Source organism: Shumkonia mesophila, from assembly GCF_026163695.1.
Classification (GTDB): Bacteria; Pseudomonadota; Alphaproteobacteria; order Rhodospirillales; family Shumkoniaceae; genus Shumkonia; species Shumkonia mesophila.
On the sequence record NZ_JAOTID010000006.1, the window covers coordinates 36,202 to 56,311 of the forward strand.

General features: G+C 66.8%; 19 protein-coding genes and 1 pseudogene. 9 read left to right on the top strand and 11 right to left on the bottom strand.

The window, feature by feature from the left end; translation table 11 throughout:
* Positions 1 to 55: 55 nt before the first annotated feature.
* From ODR01_RS11565 to ODR01_RS11575, 3 genes are read left to right on the top strand one after another with little or no spacing between them, the layout of a single operon-like run.
* Positions 56 to 778 carry an amino acid ABC transporter permease gene (locus tag ODR01_RS11565; protein ID WP_316977812.1) on the top strand — a complete coding sequence of 241 codons (723 nt, stop codon included), beginning with the start codon at positions 56 to 58 and terminating at the stop codon, positions 776 to 778.
* Entirely contained in the window at positions 775 to 1,434 is a 660-nt protein-coding gene (locus tag ODR01_RS11570; RefSeq protein WP_316977813.1) for an amino acid ABC transporter permease, read from the top strand. The genes ODR01_RS11565 and ODR01_RS11570 overlap by 4 nt, the downstream gene beginning before the upstream one ends.
* Positions 1,431 to 2,159: an amino acid ABC transporter ATP-binding protein gene (locus ODR01_RS11575; protein WP_316977814.1), complete on the top strand. Its 729-nt coding sequence runs from the start codon at positions 1,431 to 1,433 to the stop codon at positions 2,157 to 2,159. Before ODR01_RS11570 ends, ODR01_RS11575 begins: the two co-directional genes overlap by 4 nt.
* Positions 2,160 to 2,313: 154 nt before the next feature.
* Here ODR01_RS11575 and ODR01_RS11580 read toward each other — a convergent pair whose 3' ends face one another.
* Positions 2,314 to 2,697: a hypothetical protein gene (locus tag ODR01_RS11580; protein ID WP_316977815.1), complete on the bottom strand. Its 384-nt coding sequence runs from the start codon at positions 2,695 to 2,697 to the stop codon at positions 2,314 to 2,316.
* A gap of 432 nt (positions 2,698 to 3,129) precedes the next feature.
* Here ODR01_RS11580 and ODR01_RS11585 point away from each other — a divergent pair, with 432 nt between their 5' ends.
* The 3 genes from ODR01_RS11585 (at position 3,130) to ODR01_RS11595 (ending at position 6,092) form a co-directional block, all read left to right on the top strand.
* Positions 3,130 to 4,011, top strand: a complete 882-nt coding sequence (locus ODR01_RS11585; RefSeq protein ID WP_316977816.1) for a tripartite tricarboxylate transporter substrate binding protein — start codon at positions 3,130 to 3,132, stop codon at positions 4,009 to 4,011.
* An 80-nt stretch (positions 4,012 to 4,091) separates the two neighbouring features.
* Positions 4,092 to 4,562 (top strand): tripartite tricarboxylate transporter TctB family protein, encoded by a 471-nt coding sequence (locus ODR01_RS11590; RefSeq protein ID WP_316977817.1) that lies wholly within the window; start codon positions 4,092 to 4,094, stop codon positions 4,560 to 4,562.
* Positions 4,563 to 6,092 (top strand): tripartite tricarboxylate transporter permease, encoded by a 1,530-nt coding sequence (locus ODR01_RS11595; protein WP_316977818.1) that lies wholly within the window; start codon positions 4,563 to 4,565, stop codon positions 6,090 to 6,092. It begins immediately after the preceding gene.
* A 4-nt stretch (positions 6,093 to 6,096) separates the two neighbouring features.
* On the opposite strand, the gene ODR01_RS11600 is transcribed toward ODR01_RS11595, so the two are convergent.
* Together ODR01_RS11600 and ODR01_RS11605 are read right to left on the bottom strand one after the other, a co-directional pair.
* Positions 6,097 to 6,951: a DUF1194 domain-containing protein gene (locus tag ODR01_RS11600; protein WP_316977819.1), complete on the bottom strand. Its 855-nt coding sequence runs from the start codon at positions 6,949 to 6,951 to the stop codon at positions 6,097 to 6,099.
* A gap of 45 nt (positions 6,952 to 6,996) precedes the next feature.
* Positions 6,997 to 7,935, bottom strand: coding sequence for a bifunctional helix-turn-helix transcriptional regulator/GNAT family N-acetyltransferase (locus tag ODR01_RS11605; RefSeq protein ID WP_316977820.1), 939 nt, complete (start codon positions 7,933 to 7,935; stop codon positions 6,997 to 6,999).
* Between the two features lie 464 nt (positions 7,936 to 8,399).
* Here ODR01_RS11605 and ODR01_RS11610 point away from each other — a divergent pair, with 464 nt between their 5' ends.
* Positions 8,400 to 8,759 (top strand): hypothetical protein, encoded by a 360-nt coding sequence (locus ODR01_RS11610; protein WP_316977821.1) that lies wholly within the window; start codon positions 8,400 to 8,402, stop codon positions 8,757 to 8,759.
* A gap of 62 nt (positions 8,760 to 8,821) precedes the next feature.
* Positions 8,822 to 9,229 carry an SPW repeat domain-containing protein gene (locus ODR01_RS11615; RefSeq protein ID WP_316977822.1) on the top strand — a complete coding sequence of 136 codons (408 nt, stop codon included), beginning with the start codon at positions 8,822 to 8,824 and terminating at the stop codon, positions 9,227 to 9,229.
* Positions 9,230 to 9,281: 52 nt separating this feature from the next.
* On the opposite strand, the gene ODR01_RS11620 is transcribed toward ODR01_RS11615, so the two are convergent.
* The 8 genes and pseudogenes from ODR01_RS11620 to ODR01_RS11650 form a co-directional block, all read right to left on the bottom strand.
* The gene (locus ODR01_RS11620; protein ID WP_316977823.1) at positions 9,282 to 9,986 is read right to left on the bottom strand and encodes a response regulator transcription factor; all 705 of its coding nucleotides are present in this window, start codon (positions 9,984 to 9,986) and stop codon (positions 9,282 to 9,284) included.
* On the bottom strand, positions 9,983 to 12,007 hold the full coding sequence (locus ODR01_RS11625) for an ATP-binding protein (protein ID WP_316977824.1): 2,025 nt from the start codon (positions 12,005 to 12,007) through the stop codon (positions 9,983 to 9,985). Before ODR01_RS11625 ends, ODR01_RS11620 begins: the two co-directional genes overlap by 4 nt.
* Before the next feature lie 128 nt (positions 12,008 to 12,135).
* On the bottom strand, positions 12,136 to 12,567 hold the full coding sequence (locus ODR01_RS11630; RefSeq protein WP_316977825.1) for an SPW repeat domain-containing protein: 432 nt from the start codon (positions 12,565 to 12,567) through the stop codon (positions 12,136 to 12,138).
* Between the two features lie 310 nt (positions 12,568 to 12,877).
* Entirely contained in the window at positions 12,878 to 13,645 is a 768-nt protein-coding gene (locus tag ODR01_RS11635) for a competence/damage-inducible protein A (RefSeq protein WP_316977826.1), read from the bottom strand.
* 110 nt (positions 13,646 to 13,755) lie between these two features.
* Positions 13,756 to 14,190 carry an 8-oxo-dGTP diphosphatase MutT gene (gene mutT, locus ODR01_RS25360; RefSeq protein WP_449441451.1) on the bottom strand — a complete coding sequence of 145 codons (435 nt, stop codon included), beginning with the start codon at positions 14,188 to 14,190 and terminating at the stop codon, positions 13,756 to 13,758.
* Between the two features lie 84 nt (positions 14,191 to 14,274).
* Positions 14,275 to 14,760, bottom strand: a pseudogene (locus ODR01_RS25365) (GNAT family N-acetyltransferase); the annotation flags it as partial.
* A complete protein-coding gene (argJ, locus tag ODR01_RS11645) occupies positions 14,741 to 15,970 on the bottom strand; it encodes a bifunctional glutamate N-acetyltransferase/amino-acid acetyltransferase ArgJ (protein ID WP_316977828.1) in 1,230 nt (409 codons plus the stop codon). The gene argJ and the pseudogene ODR01_RS25365, both read right to left, overlap by 20 nt.
* A gap of 76 nt (positions 15,971 to 16,046) precedes the next feature.
* Positions 16,047 to 16,922 (bottom strand): peptidylprolyl isomerase, encoded by an 876-nt coding sequence (locus ODR01_RS11650; protein WP_316977829.1) that lies wholly within the window; start codon positions 16,920 to 16,922, stop codon positions 16,047 to 16,049.
* Positions 16,923 to 17,219: 297 nt separating this feature from the next.
* Here ODR01_RS11650 and secA point away from each other — a divergent pair, with 297 nt between their 5' ends.
* A complete protein-coding gene (gene secA / locus ODR01_RS11655) occupies positions 17,220 to 19,946 on the top strand; it encodes a preprotein translocase subunit SecA (RefSeq protein ID WP_316977830.1) in 2,727 nt (908 codons plus the stop codon).
* The last annotated feature ends 164 nt before the right edge of the window (positions 19,947 to 20,110 follow it).

Sequence of the window (20,110 nt, forward strand, 5' to 3'; positions counted from 1 at the left end):
CGTTCCCGGCCTTTCCTTTCCCGTCCCTCCCCCGCGCACGACCGGATCGCCATCCATGAAATACAACTGGAACTGGGGCATCCTGTTCACGGAGCCCTATTTCGGCTGGCTCGTTTCCGGCATCGAGTGGACCCTGATCGTCTCGACCGTCGCCTGGATCATCGCGTTCTCCGTGGGATCGCTGGTCGGCGTCGCGCGGACGGTCAACTCGTTGCCGGTGCGCGCCGTCGCCACCGCCTATGTCGAGCTTTTCCGCAACATCCCGCTTTTGGTGCAGATGTTCATCTGGTTCTACGTCGTGCCCGAACTGGTGCCCGACGGACTGGGCCGCTGGATGAAGCGCGACATGCCGTTCCCCGAGGCCACCAGCGCCATCCTGTGCCTGGGCACCTATACCGCGTCGCGCGTCGCCGAGCAGGTGCGCGCCGGCATCGAATCGATCCCGCGCGGCCAGACGGCGGCCGGCCTGGCCATGGGCCTGACCCTGGCCCAGGTCTATCGCTATCTGCTGGTGCCGGTGGGCTATCGCATCATCGTGCCGCCGCTGACGAGCGAGTTCCTGACCATCTTCAAGAACTCGTCGCTGGCCCTGACCATCGGCGTCGGCGAGGTGCTGATGCAGGCCCGCCAGATCGAGAACTACACCTTCCAGGGCTTCGAGGCCTTCACCGCCGCCACCCTCATCTACGTCGTGGTGACCCTGGTGGTGGTGTTCGCCATGGACCGCATCGAGAAGCGGGCCCGCATTCCCGGCTATGGCGTGCAGGGGAGGAAATGATGGGCGCTTTCGATTTCGGCGCCATCGCCCGCGCGCTGCCCTATCTGTGGGACGGCATGCAGCTGAGCCTGCTTCTGACCGGGCTGTCGGCGGCGGGCAGCATCGTGCTGGGCACCATCCTGGCCCTGATGCGCCTTTCCGGCATCCGGCCGCTCGAATGGATCGGCGCCATCTGGGTCAATTTTTTCCGCTCGCTGCCCTTGCTGCTGGTCATCTTCTGGTTCTACTTCCTGGTTCCCCTGATCGCCCAGCGCCAGGTCGACGCCTTCCAGTCGGCCCTGGTCGGCTTCGTGCTGTTCGAGGCCGCCTACTATTGCGAGATCATGCGTTCCGGCATCCAGAGCATCTCGCGCGGCCAGGCGTGGGCCGGCTACGCCCTGGGGCTGCGCTATTCGCAGACCATGCGCTTCATCGTGCTGCCGCAGGCCTTCCGCAACATGCTGCCGGTTCTGCTGACCCAGACCATCATCCTTTTTCAGGACACCTCGCTGGTCTTCGTGGTGGGGCTGGCCGACTTCATGACCTCGGCGGTCACCGTGGCGCAGCGCGACGGCCGGCTGATGGAGCTCTACGTCTTCGCGGCGGCGGTCTATTTCCTGATGTGCTACGCCTCGTCGCTGTACGTCAAATTCCTGCGCAGAAAGATGCACCAATGATCGAGATCCAACACGTCAACAAGTGGTTCGGCCCCTTCCAGGTGCTCAAGGACTGCACCAGCCACGTCGAGAAGGGCGAGGTGGTAGTCATCTGCGGGCCCTCGGGTTCGGGCAAGTCGACGCTGATCAAGTGCGTCAATGGGCTGGAGCCCTTCCAGGAGGGAACGATCGCCGTCGATGGCGTCTCGGTCGGCGACAAGGCCACCAACCTGCCGAAACTGCGCAGCCACATCGGCATGGTGTTCCAGAACTTCGAACTGTTCCCGCACAAGACGGCGGCCGAAAACATCGCGCTGGCCCAATTGAAGGTGCTGGGCCGCAGCGAGGACGAGGCCAGGGCCCGCGGCAAGCTGCTGCTGGACCGCGTCGGCCTGGGCGAGATGGGCCACAAGTATCCGAGCGAACTGTCGGGCGGCCAGCAGCAGCGCGTCGCCATCGCCCGCGCGCTGGCCATGGACCCCATCGCCATGCTGTTCGACGAACCGACCAGCGCGCTCGACCCCGAGATGATCAACGAGGTGCTGGACGTCATGCAGGAGCTGGCCAGGGACGGCATGACCATGATGGTGGTGACCCACGAAATGGGCTTCGCCAAGCGGGTGGCCGATCGCGTCGTCTTCATGGACCAGGGCGAGATCGTCGAGGACGCCACCAAGGAAGACTTCTTCGGCACCCCCCGAAGCGAGCGCGCCCAGCAGTTCCTCTCGAAGATCCTGCACCACTAGGAGGTGCGCACGAAAGCCTGGTTTCGTCATTCCCGCGAAGGCGGGAATCCAGGACCACCGCTCCGTCGCTTGCCCTGGACCCCCGCCTGCGCGGGGGTGACGGGGATAGGAAGGTGAAAGGGTCTGCCCTAAGGATGGCCGCAGCCCGGCGTCCTCATTCCGGCGGCAGGCCGATCCAGGAGCGGGCGGCGTTGCGGTCGGTGAAGACCTCGATGCGGCCATCGTTCCCGCTCAGCGTCTTGAACTGGCGCAGGGCACCGTAAACCACATTGCGCGCCGGCACGTAGAAGGCCAGCCGTCCGGTCATCCGCGGCAGGGCATCGGACGCGATGAACTCGACGACCGCCACCGTTTCGTCGAACCACAACCGGTGATCCGTCACCGCCGTGCAGTCGACCAGCGTGCGGAACTCCGGCCGGACGCGGGGATCGGCCCGCGCCGACGCCATGGCGGCGCGCACATCCGCCAGGGTGACGGTTCCCGAATAGGACGAGAAGATCACCCCGCGCTCGACGTCGATCCGATAGCTTGCCGCCATGGAACCCCACCCGAAACCGGACCCGGTAATGCCGGCCTCTTCCCCCTCGGCCCTATTGTAGCCTAACGGCAGGCCGCGGGGGAAAGATGTCGATACCGTTTCGGCTCCGACAGACAAGGTCGATTGACAGGGGAACAAATCGATGCCGCCATTCTCAAAAAATGAGGGGCTTGGCCTCGATTTCGATTTTGGCGTAATCTTCATAAAGGGAGACACAACCATCGAGCAACTTTGCTTTGCGCGGCCCGAAGCGCGGGCTCGGCCCAGCGAAAGGAGACGTATCCGCCCGTCTTGATTTCCCCACCCATCGAACAGCCAACGGAGGAGGACATGCAAGCTAACGCCTTTGGGAGAGCGATCGCCGTTTCTGTCTTGGCCCTTTCTTTCGCCGGATCAGCCGTTGCTGCCGATTATCCGACCAAGGACGTCCGCATGGTCGTGGCCTGGGGGGCCGGCGGCGGCACCGACGGCATCGTCAGGAAGATTTCCAACATCGCCGAGAAGGCGCTGGGGAAAGCCGTCTACGTCGAGAACATCGAGGGGGGCCTGAGCGCCACCGGCGTCATGGACGTCATGAAGGCCAGGCCCGACGGCTATAACCTGGCCAGCCTGACCTACGACAGCGTCATCACGGTTCCCTGGCAGAAGCTGCTGCCCGGCTACAGCCTGGACAAGCTGAAGCTCATCTGCCGGATCACCAGCGAGCCGGACGCCATCATGGTGCGCGGCGACGGCCCGTACAAAACCCTGGCCGACCTCATCGCCGCCGCCAAGAAAGACCCCGGCAAGATCAAGCTCGGCATCCAGGGCGTGGGCTCGCGGGTCCATCTGGCCATGCTGCGCTTCCAGGACGCCACCGGCACCAAGTTCAACCTGGTGTCCTACCCCGGCGGGGCGGCGCCGCAGAAGGAAGCGATCCTTTCCAAGGAGGTCGCGGCGGTGATCACCAGCCTCGGCGATTTCGCCTCGCTGATCCAGTCGGGCGACGTGCGCGGCGTCGCCGAGCTTTCGGACGCCCGCAACGCCACCTATCCCGACGTCCCGACTGCCAAGGAGCTTGGCGTCGACATCCAGATCGGCAGCTTCATCCTGCTGGCCGCCCCAGCCGGCACCCCGGACGACATCGTCCAGAAGCTCGAAAAGGTCTTCAAGGACGCCCATGAAAGCCAGGAGTTCCGCAAGTGGCTGGCGACGACCGGCGTGTCGCCGACCTGGCTGGGCTCCGCCCAGGTCACGCCATGGGCGATGGATACGCAAAAGCAGTTCTTCACCATGATGGACGGCCTGGTGAAGCAGGGCGTCCTCAAGAAATAGGCCGTGGCCGAGTGGCTGAACGGGCCCCGTCCCCCTTTCGCGGGGGTGGGGCCTCCTTTCTGCTTTCGGGAGATGGTGCCTTGAACGAAAAGCCGAAAACCGCGCTCGGCGGGGAGGTCGTTCTTCCCGTCGTCCTTATCGTCGCCTCCGTGGCCTATTCGATCGAAGCCCTGCGCACGCTGCGCCCCTTCCAGGAGGGGACGGCGGGCCCGTCGTTCTTTCCGATCGTCATTTCGGCGGTCATGCTGGCCGCCCTGGCGTCTCTTCTGTGGAGCTCCCTCAAGGGCCGGAAGAAAAAGGGCGAAGCGGTGGCGCTCGCCGAGCCGATCAAGGTCGTCCTGGTGACCGTCGGCTACATCGCGCTTTTCCAGCCGGCCGGGTACTTCCTGTCGACGACGGCCTATGTCCTGGCCCTGCTTTACGTCTTCCGGTTCAAGGCCCGGAACGTCTTCGTCACCGTTTTGTGGGCTCTTCTCATCGCCGGGGCCTGCTTCGTCCTGTTCTCGGAAATCTTCCGCATCCGGCTGCCGAAACTCGGCGGGATCATCTAAATGGAATCGCTGCTTGGAGTGCTCAACGGCTTTGCCGCCCTCGCCGAGCCCATGACCTTTGTCGCCATGGTCATCGGCTTCCTGATCGGCACCTTTTTCGCCGCCGTGCCCGGGTTGACGTCGGCCCTGGCCATCGCGCTGCTGCTGCCCTTGACCTACAGCCTCGACGTCGTCGTCGCGCTGGTGATGTGCGCGTCCATCTTCATGGCCGGCATGTATGCCGGCAGCATCACCGCCATCACCATCAACATTCCCGGCGCCCCCGCCAACATGATGACCTGCCTCGAGGGGTCGCCGCTGATGAAGAGGGGCCTGGGCGCCAAGGCGCTCGGCCACGCCGCGCTGGGCTCGATGGTGGGCGGCGTGATCGGCGCCCTTCTGCTCATGTTCGTGGCGCCGCTGATGGTGAAGCTGGCGCTGCTCATCCGCACGCCCGGCAAGTTCTCGCTGATCCTGTTCGCCCTCATCGTCATTGTCATCGCGAGCCGGAAGTCCTTCGCCAAAGGAACCATCGCCACCGTTCTCGGCGTCATGATCGCCACCGTCGGCATCGACGTCATGGAACCGGTCGCCCGGTTCACCTTCGGGATCGACCTGTTCGTCGAAGGCATCAACATGATGCCGCTGATCATCGGCACCTTCGCCATCAGCGAGTTGCTGATCCAGTCCGAGCGAAACCACCACGAGGCCGTCATCGCCGAGGGCGCGGAGGCGAAGATCCGCCGGCGCGATTTCCTGCCGACCCTGGCCGACATTCGCGAGATCGGGCTTTTCACCTACCTCAAAAGCTCGCTCATCGGCTTTCTGATCGGGGTGCTGCCCGGGGCCGGCGGCTCGATGGCGGCGTTCGTGTCCTATGCCGAGGCGATGCGCGCCTCCCGGCGGCCGGAGAAGTTCGGCGACGGATCGATCGAGGGGATCGCCGCCGCCGAATCGGCCAACAACTCGATGTGCGGCGGCGCCTTCGTCCCCATGCTGACCTTCGGCATCCCCGGCGATCCGACCACCGCCATCGTGCTGGGCGTGCTCGTCATCAACGGCCTGCAGCCGGGACCGATGCTGTTCGCCAACCAGTTCGACCTGATTTCCCCGATGTTCGCGTCGCTCTTCGTCAGCGCGCTGGTCCTCATTCCGCTGACGCTGTTCGCGCTGGGCCCCTACTTCATCAAGATCGTGAGCATCAACAAGGCGGTGCTCTATTCCGGCATCGCCGTCGTCGCCGTGGTCGGCGGCTATGTGGCGACGTTCTCGATCTTCCAGATGTCGCTGACCCTGGCCTTCGGGGTGATCGCCTATTTCCTGCGCAAGCAGGAGTATCCCACCGTGTCCATGCTGCTCGGCTTCATTCTCGGGCCGGACCTGGAGCTGTACTTCCGACGCGGCCTGTCGCTCGAGGACGGCAATCCGATGATCTTCCTGACCAGCCCGGACAGCTTGGTGTTCCTCGTCCTGACCGTCGTCTTCTTCTATTTCTTCGTGATCCGCAAGCCGAAGGCGCCCGTGCTCATCAAGGGCAAGATCGGCGGGTAGGCCCCTACTCCCGGTTCTGCATCCAGCGGCCCCACAGCTTCTCGCCGATCAGGCAGTCGCTTTTCCCGCGGACGGGGCGGAAGGCCGCCGGGATGACGCGGGGAGGCCCGCCGGCGATCTCGAAGACCAGTTTGCGGCGCACCGCGTCTGCGAAGCGGCCCATGTCCTGGACCGCCACCACGAAGGCGCCAGGGCCGCCGATCACGCAGTCGCGGTAATAATCCTCCAGCCCGACGTCGCCGTAGGCCGACGCCATGCTGGGCCGGATCAAGAGCGGCAGGCCGTTGATGACGATGCCCTGGGCGATCACGCGGTCGCGCACCGGTTCCACCGGCACCCCCATGTTGTTGGGGCCGTCGCCCGAAATGTCGATGACCCGCCGCGTCCCCTCGAAGCCGTTGGCCTCGAACAGGCCCGACGTGAAGGCGAGGCTGCCCGAGATCGAGGTGCCGCGAATGCGCGCCACCGGGGCGGCGGCAACCGCGGCGGCAAAGGCCTGCGCACTGGCGGTATCGTGAACGGCCGCCCACGGCACGGTGACGACCTGCGAGCCCGGCCCGGCCCACTCCACGTAGACGACGGCGATCCTGCCGGCGTAGCCCCCGCGGATGGCGTTGACCACCTCGGGGTGAGCCAGCGCCGCCACGTAACCGTCGCGCTGGATCTGCAGTTCCTGCGGGTCCATGGAGCCCGAGACGTCGACGGCCAGCACCAATTCGAGATCGACCTTCTCGGCCGCCGCCGGGCCGGCCGCCAGCAGGCCCAGCCCGCACCCGACCATGAAAGCCAGAAGAGTGCGCCCCCGCATGGCGACGACCCCATCCCTGCCGCTGCGGAAGGCGGCCTTGCCGCCCCCCATTGCTTTCAGATGGGAAGGCGGTTCCCGTTTACCAGGGCGGGCGGATCAGTGGGAGACGAGGCCGAGTTCCCAGTACTGGCCGACCAGATCGTGGCCGAAGGAATGGTGAGGCTCCTCGCGGATCAACCTGAACCCGGCCGCCTCGTAAAGGCGGCGGGCGGCCGTCAGGATGTCGTTGGTCCACAAGGTCAGGGTGGCGTAGCCGGCCTGGCGGGCGAAGCGGACGGCCTCCTCGACCAGGCGGGCGCCGATGCCCAGCCCGCGCGCCTCGGGCTCGACGTAAAGCAGGCGCAGCTTGGCCACCTCGTCGGACTGACGGACCAGGAAGACGGCGCCGATGGCCTCGCCGTCCACTTCGGCGATCCAGCAGCGCTCGCGCTTGGGGTCCTGGTTTTTGGCGAAGTCGGCGACGATGCCGGCGACCAGGACCTCGAAGCTTTCATCCCAGCCGTATTCCCCGGCATACAGCGCCCCGTGGCGGGATACCACGCGGCCGAGATCGCCGGAACGGGGCGGCCGCAGAATATAGGACACGGCGCCCGCCGGCTGGCCGCCCAGCAGTCTGGCGACGCTGGCCATGGCCGCCAACAGCCGCTCGCGCCCGGCCGGCGACAGGCCGCCCAGCAGGGCGGCGACCTGCTGGCGCGAGGCGCCATCGAGCGTGGCGAAGGCGGCCCGCCCGGCCTCGGTCAGCGCCAGGCGGCGGCGGCGGCCATCGGTTTGCCCCGCGCTTTTCGTCAGCAGCCCCCGGCGGACGAGGCGCCCGAGGATGCGGCTGAGATAGCCGGCATCGAAGCCGAGATCGCGGCAAAGATCGGCGGCGGCCGGATTTTCCCGGTTGGCCAGTTCATAGAGCACGCGCGCCTCGGTCAGCGAAAAGGCGCTGTTCAGCAGCCCCTCTTCGAGCACGCCGATGCGCTGGGTGTAGAACCGGTTGAACCGGCGCACCGCCGCAACCTGCCCTTCGGCAACCGACGCCGCCATGGCTTGCCTCCATTCGCCGGATATAATTGCTTTTGTCATATAATTTATTGCTTTAGTCAAGTATATGGATGGCTCCTTCTATCGTCGTGGCCGGGCTTGACGGGGAAGGGAACGACCGCCACTCAACCACCCTCGTCATGGACTTGTTCCGGCCACATCCGCCCCCTATCGCAGGGATGCCAAGTGATTGGTCCCATTTTAAAACGACTAAATTCTGAAAAATGCCACTTTAACGCAGTTTTAACGCAGCATTGCTGAACACTAACGAGATATATATTATTATCAATGCCAAAATTTCTTTCGTTTATTTTTAATATTTGTCGATATTACATCAGCATCAATGCATTTTAATTAGCAATCCCCTCTAATTTCGATAGATTCCCCACGGGCGCGGTTTTCTTCCTTCACGGTCGGCCGTAGAACGACCGGGCCTGCCGACACCGACACGATCCATGGGGCCTATCATGCTTGGAATGCTCGCGATCCTTGTCGCCACCGCTACCTTTCTTTCCGTCGAAGGCTCGCTCGTCTATTACCGGCTGCCGTCCACGCCCCTGTGGCTGCGGCAGCGCAAGGGCCTGCAGGTTCTCCTGTCCTCGTCGCTCGCCAATGGCTTCACCATCGCCCTTTTCATGCTGGGCCAATACTTCGTCAGCCTGCAAGGCAAGCCGTTTCCGCTTTTCGACCTGGTCCCGATCGGCGCCGTCGTTGTCGCCTACTGGCTCGCCCGGCGGCAGCTGCGCGCCTTCGAGCGCCGTGCACTCGGCTCGGCAGAGACCGTCGCGACCGTGGCCGACGGCGAGGTGGCGCAGCGGGCCGCCTGAGCGGGCCGCCCCAACCGCCCCATGCCTTCCCGCTTTGAACAACCCCTTATGGGAGATATCCGATGACCGACACCCCCGAAACCGCCCCCCGCGCGCACGCAGCCTGGGAGGACGTGGCCGTCCTGATCGTCGGCGGTTGGCTGACGTTCAGCCCACCGACCCTGGAAATCAACATGGCCGTCCTGGACACCGCCACCACCGTCATCGCCGGATTGGCCCTGATCGTGCTGGGCGGTGGCTCCATGCGCTCGAACGCAGTATGGCTCAAGTGGGCCGTCATCGTCACCGGCGCCGCCCTGGCGATCGCCCCGTGGGTTCTCGGCTTCGCCATGAAGACCGCGATCATCAACGCGACCGCGTGCGGCATTGCCGTCGTCGCCCTGGCGGCGCTGAGGGTCTACCAACTCCGCAACCAGCCGGCCGCCGAGCCGGCCAAAGTGGCCGCAAGCCAGCCGCGTCAGGCGGCCTGAGCCTGTCCGGGCGGGCGGCGCCGACGCCAAGGCGCCCCCGGCCCCGGCCGTTTCACGACCCCTCGGGCGGAACCAGCAGCCGGTAGCCAACACCCGGCTCGTTGTCGATGTAGCGCGGATTGGCGGAATCGTCGCCGAGCTTCTGGCGCAAATGCCGGATGTAGACCCGCAGGTAGTGGGTCTCATGCTCCTGCCCAGGGCCCCACACCTCGCGCAGCAACTGCTGGTGGGTGACGATCCTGTCGGCGTGGCGGGCCAAGTACCACAGCACGTCGAACTCCCGCCGGCTGAGGCGGATTTCGCGGCCCGCCAGCGTGACGCGGCGCACCGGCAGGTCGATGCGCAGATCCCCGATCTCGGCGAACCATTTCTCGTGGGCGGGCTCGGCCCGGCCGCGCAGGGCGGCGCGAACACGGGCCATCAGCTCGCCGGCGGCGAACGGCTTGGTGACATAGTCGACGGCGCCGAGGTCAAGCGCCTTGATCTTTTCGGATTCTGCCTCGCGCACCGAAAGCACGATGATCGGCACCTGCGACCATTCGCGAACGGCAGCGATGACGTCGTGCCCACTGATGCCGGGCAGGCCGAGGTCGAGGATCACCAGATCGGGCGGCTTCAGCGCGCAGGCCTCGAGCGCCTTCTCGCCGTTCGCCGCCTGCTCGACGTCGTAGCCGCCGGCCTTGAGGATGATGTCCAGGAACTTGCGGATCTGCGGTTCGTCGTCGACGACGAGGATGCGGTTTGCCGGTGCGGTCATGGTTCAAGCTCTTCTTTCGTCAGCCCTTCGTGCCCGGGCGCGCCCTGCCCCCCCGCCCCAAGCGGCAGCGTCACCGTCACGCACGCGCCCTTGCCGCCAGGGCCGGCGGAGATGGCAATCGTGCCGCCGTGGGCGTCCACGAGCCCCCGGCAGATCGATAGGCCCAATCCGGTGCCAGCGGTCTGCCGGTCCTCGGCGCGGGCCCGGTAGAACTGGTCGAATACCGCCTCGCGCTCGGCCTCGGGGATGCCCGGCCCCTCGTCGGTCACACTGAGCGCGATGCGGCCTGCCCCTGAACCGGCCGCGATCTCGACGCGGCTGCCGGCCGGCGCGTACTTGGCGGCGTTGTCCAAGAGGTTGACCAGCACATGCTCGATCAGCACCGGATCGACGAGGATTTCGGGAAGGTCGTTCGGCAGGCGCATGTCGAGCCGGTGGCAGGCCAGCACCTTCTCGGTCTGGCGGCGCGCCCGGCTGACGATCTCGCCCAGGTCGCACCATCGCCGGCTGATCGTGAGCTTCCCGTAGCTCAAGCGCGTCATGTCGAGCAGGTTCTGCACGAAGCGGTGCAGGCGTTGGGCCTCTTCCAGGATCGCCTGGATGAGGCTGCGGCGCGAGTCATCGGGCAACTTGACGGTGGCGTCGCCCAGCGCGGTGGCCGACCCGATGATGGAGACGAGCGGCGTCTTGAGGTCGTGCGACACCGATGACAGCAGCGCCGCCCTCAAGTGCTCCGTCTCGTTGCGAAACCGGGTTTCCTCGATGTCCATCATCAGGAGCGTGCGCTCGATGGCCACCGCCACTTGGTCGGCCATAGCGTACAAGAGCCTCCGCTGTTCGGTCGTCAGCGGCGGGCGGCCCTCGAAGCCGAGGCCGAGCACGCCGACGGTCCCCCGGCGCGTGCGCAGCGCCACGAACGACGTTTCCCCCGCCGCCACGCCGCCGGCCTCGACCCCGGGCGCCTCGGACTCCCGCCAGGTCCGTTCGGCGGCGGGGCGATCGGCGGGATCGAGGCGGTGGTCGGGCGGGAAGGCGTGGGCGACCGCCAAGGCGCCCCCCTGCGGCAGCAGGATCAGCGAGCGGCATTCCAGCGCTGAGGCGATATGCTCGACGGCGGCCCGGACCACGTCGTCGAGCGAGCCGGCGGCGGCGACCTTGCGGCTCAGCTCGTAAAGGTTGGTGGTGGTGCGCGCCGCAGCGTGCAGCGAATCGACTTGGCGCTTCAAGCGCCCGGCCAGGTTGCCGGTCAGCGTGGCGACCAGCAGGAACAGCGTCAGCGTGACGACGTCCTGCGGGTTCATCGCCAGCAGAGAATAATAGGGCGGCGCGAAGAAGAAGGCGAAGGCGAGGAAGCTGAGGCCGCTGGCGTACAGGGCCGGCCATACGCCGAGGCGCGCCGCGATCAGCAGCACCGCCGTCAGCAGGATGAGCGACAGGTGCGGGCTGGAGAACATGTTTTCCAACGCCGCCGCCGCCACCGTCGCCGCGGCGACCCCGGCATTGGCCCAGGCGAAATCGTGCCACGACATCCGGCGCGCCGGCGCCGGCTTCGGCCGGTTGGCCGGCGATGGCCGGGGCGCCGCCTGGCGGGGCACGAGGACGACCTCGAAGCCTTCGGCCTGGCGCACCACGCCGGCCGCCACCGGCTCTCCGAACGGCCCGCGCCGCCGGCCGCGGCGGGGCCGGCCCAGCACCAGGGTGGTCACCGAATGGGCCGCCGCGTACCCGAGAATCTCGCCGGCGACGTCGGCCTGCGCCGGCAGCGTCACCGTGCCTGCGCCCAGGCGCCCGGCCAGGCCGAGGGCGGCGGCGATGCGGTCCTTCTCCTCCTCGCTCAGGCCATCGTCCCCAGCGGTCGAAACGTGAAGCACGGTCCAGGGCGCCCGCAACCGCTCGGCCAGCCGCCGGCCGGCCTCGACAATGCCGGCCCCATCCGATCCCTCGCCCACGCAGACCAGCAGGCTCCCCTCGGGACCCGTGCCCGGTTCGCTGCCAGGGCCCGAGGCCAACTCATCGCCCACGGCACATCCTTTCCGCCGCAAACACCACCCGGCCATCATAGCCGCCGGGCGGCGGCATTAGGCAAGAGATCGTTGGAGCGAGGGCGGCCGGATCCGTCACGGGCCGGCCAGGCCGGTGGCGCCGGGGCTCAGGCCGCCCGGCGCTTGTCGTCCGCGCCAGCGTCGGCCGGATTCGCCGCGACGGAGGCCGCCGGCTCGGCGGCGCGCCGGACGCAAAGGTCGTAGACCCGCCATGCCGCCAAGGCGATCGTCAGGACGCCGCAGGCCACCGCGTTGATGACGGCCGCCTGCAAGACGAAGCCCAGTGCCCACGGAAGCGCCGCCAAGACGGCGCCCCAGACAACGATGGCCCCTTCCACCCAGGGACGATCCTTGCTGAGCGCGATCGCGGCGAGGCCGGCCATGACGACGCCGGCGCCGACGGTGACGAACATGTCCATGGCACTGGAGTTCAGGTCGAGGACCATTGGGGAAAAGAGCAGCCAGCCGCCGATGCCGAAGACCGTGGTGTCTTTCCACACGGTGGTCGTGCCGGGGGCGGATTCCAGCGTGTCGTTCATGTGTCTCCTCCGACGGAATGGCCAAATGCGGATCCCGGCAGGAGATTTTAGGCGTTTCGGAAGCTATGCCAAATCAAATTGCATTGATGACGGTAAGTATATGAGTGTTGAAAAGCATCAGAGTTGGCATCTTGATAATTTAGATCCGTATTAAAATGTTAACCGTCAAAAACGTCGTATTAAAACGATGTTAATAAGATGAAAAACTTTAATCTGATTCCGGGCACTTCCCGTCATTTACTTATAAATCTCAACCAAGGCTGTCTGGGTGGCTCGCGAAGGGATCTGCCGAGTCCGGCAAGTCCGCCGGCTACGCCATGTCGGCGTCGATCGGTTCGCAGCCGAGGTCGCGGACCATCTGGCGGATGGCGGCGGCGGTTTCCTCCAGCCGGGCCGCGTCGGTGCCGCGCATCACCAGGCTGGCGCCGTGCATACCGTCGCGACTGAAGGGATAGCTGCCGATCTCGACGTCGGGGAAGCGCTTCTGGATGTCGGCCAGCGGGCCGCCCAGGATGCCTTCGGGCAGGCGGGCGGTGACCGCCTTCGACAGCACCGGGGCGCCGCCTTCGAGGGTATCGACGATGACCTCGAACATGGCCTGCATGATGCGCGGGATGCCGGCGAAGACGAAGACGTTCTCCATGCGAAAGCCCGGCGCGTGGCTGACCGGGTTCTCGATCAGGCTGGCGCCGGCCGGGATCTCGGTCATCTTGAGGCGGGCCTCGGTGAGCTCGGCATCGGATTGGTAGTTGCGCCTGAGCATCCGGCGGGCTTCCGCGTTGCGCTCCAGCGCCACCCCGAAGGCCCGGGCCACGCAGGCCGCCGTGATGTCGTCGTGGGTCGGCCCGATGCCCCCGGTGGTGAAGACGTAATCGAATTTGGCCCGGCATTCGTTGAGCGTGGCGACAATGACGTCGGGAACGTCCGGGATGACCCGGGCCTCGGTGAGCCGGATGCCACGCTGGTTCAGGCGCTGCCCCAGGTATTGCAGGTTGGCGTCGCGCGTGCGCCCCGACAGCACCTCGCTGCCGATAATGACGAGACAGGCGGTGACGAGGGTATATTTCGGGGACGCCATACTTAATTCACCTTTCTATTTTGGGGACAGCATACTTAATTCACTGAATGTCTCGTCGAAAGCGATCCGCCATATCGCGATGAATTAAGTATGGCGTCCCCGAAATAGAATTAGAGGAAATCGCGCAGCATCGCCACCAGCGGCTCGTCGGCCGGCGGCATCGGGTAGTCGCGCAGCGCGGTCGGCTGCACCCACTTGAGGGCCTGGCCCTCGCGCGGGGTGAGGTCCCCCGTCCACACCCGGCACAGATAGAGCGGCATCAGCAGGTGGAAGTCGGCGTAGGCGTGCGAGGCGAAGGTGAAGGGGGCGAGGCAGCTTTCGGTGATGTCGATGCCGAGTTCCTCGTTAAGCTCGCGCACCAGGGCCGCCTCGGGCGTTTCGCCGGCGTGCACCTTGCCACCCGGGAATTCCCACAGGCCGGCCATGCTCTTGCCGGGCGGGCGCCTGGCGATCAACACGCGGCCGTCGGCGTCGATCAGCGCCACGGCGACCACCAGGAGGGTGAGCCGGGCGGCGCGGGCCGTCCGCCAGGCCTCGGCCGTCATCTCGAAGGCCACGGTCGCGCGCCCGGCGCAACGGCCCTGGCAGCAACTTCCGGTTCCCTCGCCCCGGCGGGCGAAGCCGGCCTTTTCCAGGACCCGGGCCGAGGCGGCGTTTTCCTTCATGACGGCGGCGCCGACGCGTTCGAGCCCGAGGCCGTCGAAGGCGAGGCCGAGCAGGCCCTTCACCGCCTCGGCGGCGTAGCCCCGCCCCCAGTGGGGCTTGCCGACCCAATAGCCGACCTCGCCGCCCGCCGCCCCGTCGACGGCGACGCCGACGGCGCCGATGACGTCGCCCTCGGCGCGGCGCTCCAGAACGAAGATGGCCTCCTGGCGGTGGGCGCGCTTGGCCGCCGCTGTGGCGATGAACTCGCGGGCGTCGGATTCGGCGTAGGGGTGGGGGATGAAGGCGGTGAAGCGCGCCACCTCCCACTCGCCGGCCAGCGCCATCAGGGCCGGCCCGTCCTCCGCCGCCGGCGGCCGCAGGCGCAGGCGGGCGGTGGCGATGGGCGCCCCGCCCCAGGCCCGCGCCGAAGGCGGGGCCGAACAGCCCCGTTCAGGACCGGTAGTCGGCATTGATGTTGATGTACTCGTGGGTCAAATCGCAGGTCCACACCGTGGCCTGGCCGCGCCCGATGCCGACGTCGACGGCGATGTCGATCTCGAGGCCCTTCATGTGGGCGGCCACCGGCGCCTCGTCATAGCCGGGAACCAGGCCCCCCTTGGCGGTGATCAGGATGCCGCCGATGCGGATCTCCAGCTTGTCGCGGTCGGCCTTCTCGCCGGCCTTGCCCACCGCCATGACGATGCGCCCCCAGTTGGCGTCCTGCCCCGCGATCGCCGTCTTGACCAGCGGCGAGTTGGCGATGGTAAAGGCGATGCGCCGGGCCGCCCGCGGGCTGGCGGCGCCCGTAACCGACACAGTGACGAACTTCGACGCCCCCTCGCCGTCACGGATGATCTGGCGGGCGAGGTCGACCAGCACCTCTTCGAGCTTGCGCTTGAAATCCCTGAGTTTGGCGTCGCCGGCGGCGCGCACCGGCGCATGGTCGATCTTGCCGGTGGCGAACAGCAGCACGGTGTCGTTGGTCGAGGTATCGCCGTCGACCGTGATGCTGTTGAACGAGCGTTCGACGGCCGGGCGCAGAATGTCCTGCAAAACCTTGGCCGGGATCGCCGCGTCGGTGAAGACGAAGCCCAGCATGGTCGCCATGTCCGGCGCAATCATGCCGGCGCCCTTGGCGATGCCGCAGATCGTCACCTCGGCGCCGCCGATGACGGCCGTGCGCACCGAGCCCTTGGGGAAGGTGTCGGTGGTCTTGATGGCGTTGGCGGCCGTCAGCCAGCCCGGAGCGGCCAGGCGGCGGCGCACCTCGGGCAGGGCGTTGAGAATGGGCGTCGGGTCCAAGGGCGCGCCGATGACGCCGGTCGAGGCGGCGAACACCTCGTCCTCGTGGCAGGAAAACAGCCTGGCGGCGGCACGGGCCACGTCGGCCACCGCCTTGGTCCCCACTTTCCCGGTAAAGGCGTTGGCGTTGCCGGTGTTGACCACCAGAACGCGGGCGCTGCCGCCCTGCACGATCTCGCGGCACCACTCGACGGGCGCGGCGGCGGTCAGCGAGCGGGTGAAGGTCCCGGCCACCGTGGTGCCGGGCGCCAGTTCGACGACCAGCAGGTCGTCGCGGCCCTTGTATTTGACCCCGCTGGCGGCGACGGCCAGCGTCACGCCGGCGACGGCCGGCATGTCCGGAAAACGGTCCGGAGCCAGAGGCGATGTCTTGGTCATGGTTTTTCCATTCGCGTGCGGCGCGCCGGGTCCGGCCGATCGACCTCCGGCCCGGCGCCGTTCCTCCCTGCCCGGCCTATTTCTTGGCCGGGGTTTCCGGCGTGGCCGGGGCTTCCGGCTTGGCCGGCTGCATCGGCGTGCCATCCATGTTGAAGCGCTCGACCTTGGACTTGTCGCGCAGGTCCTTGACGAAGGAGATGCCGATGTCGCGCGACATTTCGGCCTTCAACTCCTCGCGGGAGTCCTCGAAGCTGGGCGCCTCGGCGGCCTTGCGCTCCTCGACCTTGATCACGTGCCAGCCGAACTGGGTCTGCACCGGCTGCTGGGTGGTCTCGCCGGGCTTGAGCTTGAAGGCGGCATCGGCGAATTCGGGGACCATCTCGTCCTTGCCGAAGAAGCCCAGGTCGCCGCCCTTGGACTTGGAGGGGCCGGTGGAGCGTTCCTCGGCCAGCTTGGCGAAGTCCGCGCCTTTCTTCAGGTCCTCGATGGCGCGTTTGGCTTCGGCCTCGGATTCGACCAGGATGTGGCGGGCATGCACCAGTTCGGAGGCCGGCATGTCGGCCACCATCTTCTCGTAGCGGGCCTTGAGCGCGTCGTCGGTCAGCGTCTTTTCGATGTGGCGGGTGAGCAGCGCGCGCTGCAGGACGTCTTCCTCGACGCGCGCCAGCGTCGACTTGACCTCGGGGTCGCTGGCCAGGCCCTGCTTGCGGGCGGCGGCGGCGGCGAGGCGCCGGTCGACCACCATGTCGAGGAGGTCGGGAAACAGCATCTGCAGTGGATAGGCTCGGTATTGCTCGGGCAATTGGCTGTGAATGCGCTCCACCTCGGAAAGATGGATGCTGGCGCCGTCGACGGTCGCGACCACCGGGTCGTCCGCCGCCCGGGCCGGCGTCAGCAAAAGCACGAAGGCACCGGCAATCGCCCAGGGGGCCACGGCAAGAAATCTCGGCATTCAGTTGAATCCTTCTGTTGCGCCGGACGCAAGCATCCGCATGGCCGCTTCCTCGGCCGGCCGGCCTCCAGCATAATGCACAACGGCGGCGCCGCGGCAAGGGCGGCGCGCCCGATTCCCATCGCCCCCACTCCTTGGATATTGGGATGCCCCCGGCGCTTCGCCAAATCACGGCATTGTGGGGCCCCGTTCGGCGCCGGCCGCGTTGACAGAGCCTTCCCAGGGCTCTATCTCTTGCCCAAAGCTTCGCGGGGTCACCCCGACTTCGCGGGTGTCCGGATTCCTGAGGTTTTTTCTATGATCGGTGCCATCGCCCGGCGGCTGTTCGGCTCGGCCAACGACCGTTACGTCAAAAGCCTTCACAAGCAGGTCGCCGCGATCAACGCGCTCGAACCCGAGATCGAGCCGCTCAGCGACGACGAACTCAAGGCCCGCACCGGCTGGTTCCGCGAGCGCCTGGCCAATGGCGAGGAACTGGACGACCTGCTGGTCGAGGCCTTCGCGACGGTCCGCGAGGCATCCAAGCGCACCCTGGGCCAGCGCCATTTCGACGTCCAGCTGGTCGGCGGCATGGTGCTGCACCGTGGCCAGATCGCCGAGATGAAGACCGGCGAAGGCAAGACCCTGGTGGCGACGCTGGCCATCTACCTCAACGCGCTGGGCGGCAAGGGCGCCCACGTGGTGACGGTCAACGACTATCTGGCCAAGCGCGACGCCGAGTGGATGGGCCAGGTCTATCGCTTCCTCGGCCTCACGGTCGGCGTCATCGTCCATGACCTCTCCGACGCCGAGCGCCGGCAGAACTACGCCTGCGACGTCACCTACGGCACCAACAACGAGCTTGGCTTCGACTACCTGCGCGACAACATGAAGTTCCGGCTGGAGGACATGGTCCAGCGGCCGTTCAACTATGCTATCGTCGACGAGGTGGACGGCATCCTGATCGACGAGGCGCGCACGCCGCTGATCATTTCCGGCCCGGCCGAGGATTCGTCGGAGCTTTACAAGCGCATCGACAAGCTGATCCCCAAGCTGGCCGACGAGGATTTCGAGAAGGACGAAAAGGCGCGCGCGGTCACCTTCACCGAGGCCGGCAACGAGCACCTGGAACAGCTGCTGCGCGACGTCAAGCTGATGGAGACCGGCAACCTTTACGACCTGCACAACGTCACCCTGGTCCATCACGCCAACCAGGCGCTTAGGGCGCACAAGCTGTTCACCCGCGACGTCGACTACATGATCAAGGACGGCAAGGTCGTCATCGTCGACGAGTTCACCGGCCGCATGATGGAAGGCCGGCGCTATTCCGACGGCCTGCACCAGGCGCTGGAGGCCAAGGAAGGCGTCGAGGTCCAGAACGAGAACCAGACGCTGGCCTCGATCACCTTCCAGAACTATTTCCGCCTCTATCCCAAGCTGGCCGGCATGACCGGCACCGCCATGACCGAGGCCGGCGAGTTCCAGGAGATCTACAAGCTCGAGGTCATCGACATCCCGACCAACCTGCCGTGCATCCGCAAGGACGAGGACGACGAGGTCTACCGCACGGCCGAGGAAAAGAACGAGGCCATCGTCACCACCATCGCCGACTGCTACGCCCGCCAGCAGCCGGCCCTGGTCGGCACCGTCAGCATCGAGAAGTCCGAGCACCTCTCGGAACTGCTGAAGAAGAAGAAGATCCCGCACAACGTGCTCAACGCCCGCCACCACGAACGCGAGGCGTCCATCATCGCCCAGGCCGGCGCCCCTGGCGCGGTGACCATCGCCACCAACATGGCCGGCCGCGGCACCGACATCCAGCTGGGCGGCAATGTCGACATGCGCATCCGTCACGAACTGCCCGCCGACATGGACCCGGCCCAGCGCCAGCAGAAGATCGATCAGATCCGCGCCGAAATCGAGGCTGCCCGCCAGATCGTGCTCGCCGCCGGCGGCCTGTTCGTCATCGGCACCGAGCGCCACGAAAGCCGGCGCATCGACAACCAGCTGCGCGGCCGTTCCGGCCGCCAGGGCGACCCCGGAGCGTCGAAGTTCTTCCTGTCCTTGGAAGACGACCTGATGCGCATCTTCGGGTCCGAGCGCATCGACACCATGATGCGCAAGCTGGGCCTGGAAAAGGGCGAGGCCATCATCCACCCCTGGGTCAACAAGGCGCTGGAGAAGGCCCAGCAGAAGGTCGAGGCCAGGAACTTCGAGATCCGCAAGAACCTGCTCAAGTTCGACGACGTCATGAACGACCAGCGCAAGGTCATCTACGAGCAGCGCAAGGAGCAGATGGACGCCGTCGACGTGGCGGCCGACGTGGCCTACATGCGCCACGAGGTGATCGACGCCCTGGTCGCCCGCCACATCCCCGAGAAGGCCTATGTCGACAACTGGGACGTCGGCGGCCTGCACGAGGCGTGCGTCCGCCTGCTCGGCCTCGACCTGCCGATCGCCGATTGGGCCAAGGAAGAGGGCATCGCCGACACCGAGATCCGCGACCGCCTGACCCAGGCCTCCGACCGCAAGATGGCCGAGAAGGCCGCCCATTACGGCCCCGAGGTGATGCGCAACGTCGAGAAGTCGCTGCTGCTGCAGCTCCTCGACCAGATGTGGAAAGAGCATCTGCTGACGCTGGACCACCTGCGCCAGGGCATCGGGCTGCGCGCCTATGGCCAGCGCGACCCCTTGAACGAATACAAGCGCGAGGCCTTCAACCTGTTCGAGGACATGCTGGTGCGCCTGCGCGAACGGGTGACCATGGTGCTGTCGCACGTCGAGCTGCGCTTCGAGACGCCGGCCGAACTGGAGCCCCAGCGGAGCCAGCAGGAAATGGTGGAAACCCGGGACGACCCGGCCTTCGCGCAGGGATCGGCCCGCCCGGCCACCGACGCCGGCAGCGACGTCACGGTGCGCTCGCGCCGCGCCGCCGCCGCGCTCGACCCCGCCGACCCGGCGACCTGGGGCCGGGTGGCCCGCAACGCCCCCTGCCCATGCGGCTCCGGCAAGAAATACAAGCACTGCCACGGCGCCCTCGAATAGGCCTCCGTTTTCCCCTCTCCGCCCTTCAGGGGGGAGAGGAAGGGGCCCGCGCCCGTAGGCGCGGGAAGGTGAGGTGGGCTCGCACCGCCGCCTCTGGAATCCCCCACCTCACCCTGCCCTCTCCGCCCCCGGGGGCGGAGAGGGAGAATTTGAACGGGCCGCCG

Excerpts from the sequence above, each read along its gene's own strand:
- ODR01_RS11565 (WP_316977812.1), top strand. The coding sequence starts at position 56 with ATGAAATACAACTGGAACTGGGGCATCCTGTTCACGGAGCCCTATTTC.
- ODR01_RS11570 (WP_316977813.1), top strand. The coding sequence starts at position 775 with ATGATGGGCGCTTTCGATTTCGGCGCCATCGCCCGCGCGCTGCCCTAT.
- ODR01_RS11575 (WP_316977814.1), top strand. The coding sequence starts at position 1,431 with ATGATCGAGATCCAACACGTCAACAAGTGGTTCGGCCCCTTCCAGGTG.
- ODR01_RS11580 (WP_316977815.1), bottom strand. The coding sequence starts at position 2,697 with ATGGCGGCAAGCTATCGGATCGACGTCGAGCGCGGGGTGATCTTCTCG.
- ODR01_RS11585 (WP_316977816.1), top strand. The coding sequence starts at position 3,130 with ATGGTCGTGGCCTGGGGGGCCGGCGGCGGCACCGACGGCATCGTCAGG.
- ODR01_RS11595 (WP_316977818.1), top strand. The coding sequence starts at position 4,563 with ATGGAATCGCTGCTTGGAGTGCTCAACGGCTTTGCCGCCCTCGCCGAG.
- ODR01_RS11600 (WP_316977819.1), bottom strand. The coding sequence starts at position 6,951 with ATGGGGGGCGGCAAGGCCGCCTTCCGCAGCGGCAGGGATGGGGTCGTC.
- ODR01_RS11605 (WP_316977820.1), bottom strand. The coding sequence starts at position 7,935 with ATGGCGGCGTCGGTTGCCGAAGGGCAGGTTGCGGCGGTGCGCCGGTTC.
- ODR01_RS11610 (WP_316977821.1), top strand. The coding sequence starts at position 8,400 with ATGCTTGGAATGCTCGCGATCCTTGTCGCCACCGCTACCTTTCTTTCC.
- ODR01_RS11615 (WP_316977822.1), top strand. The coding sequence starts at position 8,822 with ATGACCGACACCCCCGAAACCGCCCCCCGCGCGCACGCAGCCTGGGAG.
- ODR01_RS11620 (WP_316977823.1), bottom strand. The coding sequence starts at position 9,986 with ATGACCGCACCGGCAAACCGCATCCTCGTCGTCGACGACGAACCGCAG.
- ODR01_RS11630 (WP_316977825.1), bottom strand. The coding sequence starts at position 12,567 with ATGAACGACACGCTGGAATCCGCCCCCGGCACGACCACCGTGTGGAAA.
- ODR01_RS11635 (WP_316977826.1), bottom strand. The coding sequence starts at position 13,645 with ATGGCGTCCCCGAAATATACCCTCGTCACCGCCTGTCTCGTCATTATC.
- mutT (WP_449441451.1), bottom strand. The coding sequence starts at position 14,190 with ATGACGGCCGAGGCCTGGCGGACGGCCCGCGCCGCCCGGCTCACCCTC.
- argJ (WP_316977828.1), bottom strand. The coding sequence starts at position 15,970 with ATGACCAAGACATCGCCTCTGGCTCCGGACCGTTTTCCGGACATGCCG.
- ODR01_RS11650 (WP_316977829.1), bottom strand. The coding sequence starts at position 16,922 with ATGCCGAGATTTCTTGCCGTGGCCCCCTGGGCGATTGCCGGTGCCTTC.
- secA (WP_316977830.1), top strand. The coding sequence starts at position 17,220 with ATGATCGGTGCCATCGCCCGGCGGCTGTTCGGCTCGGCCAACGACCGT.